General features: G+C 46.3%; 2 protein-coding genes. One reads left to right on the forward strand and one right to left on the reverse strand.

Features of this window, described 5'->3' with window-relative positions; genetic code table 11:
• Positions 1–343, reverse strand: a 343-nt coding sequence (locus KDK18_RS08135) for a hypothetical protein (RefSeq protein WP_257254405.1), incomplete at its 3' end; no start/stop codon positions are given.
• A gap of 487 nt (positions 344–830) precedes the next feature.
• Between KDK18_RS08135 and KDK18_RS08140 the strand changes: the two genes are divergently transcribed.
• Positions 831–3,592: hypothetical protein (locus tag KDK18_RS08140; RefSeq protein ID WP_257254406.1), on the forward strand; the 2,762-nt coding region annotated here is incomplete at its 3' end.

Below are 3,592 nucleotides of genomic sequence, written 5' to 3' on the forward strand. Positions count from 1 at the left end.
GCCTATTGAATGACTGACCATGATCCTCTTGCCCCGTTGTCCGGGAATAGTTCCCACCGCCCGTTCCGTACATCAAAGTGATGATCTGAAATGTGTTTCGCCTACAGGGTTTGTCATCGGGAGGCGCGCCTGAACCTGAATATCCGTTTGTGTGGGTAATGTATGATGGTTCGTTTTGCATCGCCCCCCCATCGTTCATTGCCACTTCAGATAATGTGCCCGGCTCAGTTTTTATAGAAAAACTCTGGCTTGTCGAAGCCCCATTCTGGTTAACCTCAACGATAAAACGGTAGGTCTGTGACTCAACCGTGCAGACGAATGGCACAACGATCAATACGTGCAAGAGTAGACTTTTAATGATTCTATCCTTTGTTTTCTATGGATACGAGCAGTGAGGATAGACGAGAGGATAAGGGGCAAGAAACTAAAACAGAGTGGTTCATAGATTCTTTCATCTACGGCAAACGTGCTGAAATTTTACTGAAACGCCGATGTTTTATTCCTAACAACTGTCGTAAGATTTGGTTTTAGAAAAGCGATGAACTCAGGGATGAGCACAGAACTGTAAATTTGAAACCCGGGGTGACAAAACCATTATAGTTTTTCTAATACCAAAAAAAGCTTTTCGCTAACTCCCTTCATGGCAGGCTGGTCATTGCAGTGCTATACATTCCGGTGCAAATGGTAGAGGTCAGTTAATGAGCCTGTACATTACGCCGGACGTCGTGAAAATGACGAAATATTTCCAATAGCGAATGAGGTCTCGGATGTTGATTTTTTTTAAGCTCGGGTCCAGGAGAGAGCCACAAAAAAACGAAACTGCCCACTCGATGGTCCGATCACTGCTTCTGTTAGTAACCATAATGTATGGGGAGTCGCTGCCCGCTCTGGGATTAGTCGGCTCAAGCCCGGTACCAGCGCATTTCCTCTCTACCAATATGCTGGCTGAACCTGAACAGCCCAACTCTCTGTCAGTTGAATTTATGCAGTTCGCCCTCAGCTTGTTCCAGCTACTACCGAATAAAAGTCCACTTGCGCCTCTCCCATTGCCTCCTCTACCGATTTGGCCAATAAAGCAAAAACACCGCATTGACCTGAAGGCTGTGTTACATGAATACCCGGAGAACCATTGCAAGGCACTGATCGCCTTGGGTGCTGCCGGGGAAGTTGATGACGACGAGCCACCTGACGGAAACAACCGGACTCCTGACCCAGAGCCCCAGCCTGACCTTAACCTCGTTCCTGACCCTGTTCAAAAATGCCTGCAACAAAAAAAACAATTGCTTCGAATCTTGCGAATTAAACGACTATGGTCAATTATAAAAGGCCAAACCATTCTGGCCCGGATAATGTCAGACCGGATCATGGTTATTGAAGCGGATCTACTTGATCTGGAAAGCTCAGACCCTGCCACGATGCATCCGGTTCTGATTCAGGCATTGCTGGCACAGAATGATCACGAACTCAGTGTTTACCGTGAGATCGTTTCTGGCAAATATTCTGGTCGTCAGGCGGATAACGGAGAAAAAGGTCAACCCTCCAGACAGGCCAATGCATCAATGACCGCAACAACAGGTCAGACTGGCCAATCCGGCCAGATGAGTGGAACCGCAGCCCATAACCAGGAAACCGGTTCGACAGGCGGCAGTGGTGATGGAGGCGATGACCCACTGAAACCCTCAGCTGAGCAGGATCAAGAAAATTCGGTTGTTACATGCTCAAGGTGTAACAATGCACTGAATACTCAGGAATTACGTCGTATAGCCGGTGATGCAGCTGCTTCAGTGTTTTTATGCGATAAGTGCCTGTCGGACACTCATGATAATAAAGGAGCTGGACGAACGCCGGAAGAAACAGAGCCTGATTCATCGGAACCTGTTCAGATAGAAAAGAATGGCCTGGATAAAAAGAGAAATACTTTGAAAGTCGTTGCTTCAGGAGCACCAGCGGACAAACTAAGAAAAAGGGCAAAAACTCAAGTTACAGATAACCCACTGGAAAAAGTAAAAGAAAATATCCATTACGAATTAACTGAGCAAGAGCTGGAAAAAGCGAAAACCCTGATGAAGGTATTCGAGAAAAAAAACATCACTGTCAAACACTCTTTTTACAGGCTACTTAGCCATGTAGAAAGAAGGTCTTTTAATGGCTTCTTCCGTAATGCGATCGTATTTTTTGAGCACCTTCATGAAACCGTCGAAAGTACCAGCATACTGACCAACATGCTGGAGAATAGAGAAGAACATATCCTTGATTTTGCCCAACGCAGTCAGGATGAACTCGAATATTTAGCGACTCTGGCTGTATTCTCTTCCTTTGCGTCAATGAATAATGGCAAAAGCTTGCCCAAGCATGAGGAAGTGAAAGCGGTGCTGGGCTGGCGGGAATGGAAAGACAAAGATGGCAAGTTCAATATGAACTTGTTCCTCGCCCTCTCGTCTATGAACCGTGGCAGAGGCATGCTCAAACATAATGAGGTGATAGAGATACTGAGCTGGCCGGAATGGAGAGGCATAGATGGCAAGTTCAGTATTGAGCTGTTCCTTGCCTTCTCGTCTATGAATCATGGCAGAGGCATGCCCAAACATAATGAGGTAATAGAGATACTGAGCTGGCCGGAATGGAGAGGCAAGGATGGCAAGTTCAATAGGAAGTTGTTCAGCGCCCTCTCGTCTATGAATCATGGCAAAGGCATGCCCAAACAGAGTGAGGTGATAAAGGTACTGAGCTGGCCGGAATGGAAAGACAAGTATGGCGAGTTCAATATGGAGCTATTACACTCTTTCTCATTAATGTACTACACCAGACGTATGCCAAAATATGAGGAAGTGAAAGAGGTACTGAACTGGTCTGAATGGAGAGAAAAAAATGGTGAGTTCAGTATGGAGTGCTTCCGCGCCTTTTCTTCCATGAACAATGGTCAAGGCGTGCTCAAATATAAGGCAGTGAAACAAGTGATGGACTGGACAAGTTGCTGGACAGCCCCCAATCACCTACTCCTGCAAATTATGGCCAGGCTCTGGGCATCAGAAGGGCTACCTGCCATTGAGGAACTGCAATACCGGGAAACACAACTGAAAAAGAGCCTGTTTAGAGAATTCACTTCAGAAGACAGCGATTCAGATGATGAAAGAGCTGAAGAAGATGATAAATTCAATCACCAGATAAAAACGGTCGCTCTCTATCTCGCCACCCCTAAGCCGGGCTGGTCACTAAACTGGTCGGTTTTAAAACAATTTCTTGAAATACATGAAAACACTGAAACCGTTCTGATGCTGGAATCATTGATAAAGCTTCTGTCTTCTTATGGGGGAAAGGGCGTCGAGCGCTACCTTCAGACCAGCGAAAAGGATCGGATTTTTTTCTGGCATCATGCGGATAAAACCGTGCCTTTGCCCGTGTTAAATAAGGCAACGGCTTTGTTTTCTTCCGATGAAGACAGGGAGCGTTTTGTCTATTTCGCCAAGCGGCTGAAGTCATTGTCGGATGAGAGCCTCTGGGAACAGTATACAGTCCGGTTGCAACCACTGTCAGGGGTGCTGAGACTCGACTATATGCAAAGGCTCTACCTGGAAATCCTGCAACCCTTAAC

This window comes from Endozoicomonas sp. SESOKO3 (assembly GCF_024606255.1).